The following is a 663-nucleotide window of genomic DNA, read 5'->3' on the forward strand; positions in this document are numbered from 1 at the left end:
TTTTTCTGCTTCTTCTTGGGTGAGATGCAAACCATAAAATTTATTAGTTGTTCCGTAGCTTTCATTAAGTACTGAATAGGGAATATATAAGGTGTACATGTCTTGTTCTACTGAGTACAACGTGATGAAGTCAGTCGTATATGAAAACTTGCCATTTTCGCTCTCTAGCTTGATTTGTTGGTGTTTAACGAGCTTGAGTGGTGAAATGCAGTCACCGCCATAGATCGCAACTGTGCCACGCTCTTTGTACAGCTTAATGAGTTTTTTGGTGCATTTTAACGGCTTGCCGTGTTTGTCCAATTTTGGTTGGTTGCGAACAAAGATGTTATAGCGAAGATTCGAGTCACCAAGCATCCCGCTTGTTGTTTCACTGATGGTCAATTGGCGTTTAGACTTCTTATAAAACTCTAATAAGCGTTGCTGTAAATTGAACCGTGAAACACCGCATTCGATGTCAAAATCTAGACTTTTAAAAGCGTTTTTATTACTGTTGTTTCCAAAGTAACAAACTGCATCGTTAAACATTTGCGTTAAGTTTGCAAAAATTAAGAGAAAGTCGTTTTGTGGGTACGGACGTTTTTGATACTGATGTGGTTCTAGGATTTTAGACCACGCCTATAAGTGATAATCTACTCCCCAATAAGCATGGGAAATGCTTGTTTT

General features: G+C 38.3%; 1 pseudogene. It reads right to left on the reverse strand.

From position 1 onward, the window contains the following. Positions 1 to 525 (reverse strand): annotated as a pseudogene (locus PV763_RS17750) (hypothetical protein); the annotation flags it as partial. Positions 526 to 663 lie beyond the last annotated feature (138 nt).

Source organism: Acinetobacter sp. AS5 (genome assembly GCF_048957595.1).
Classification (GTDB): domain Bacteria; phylum Pseudomonadota; class Gammaproteobacteria; order Pseudomonadales; family Moraxellaceae; genus Acinetobacter.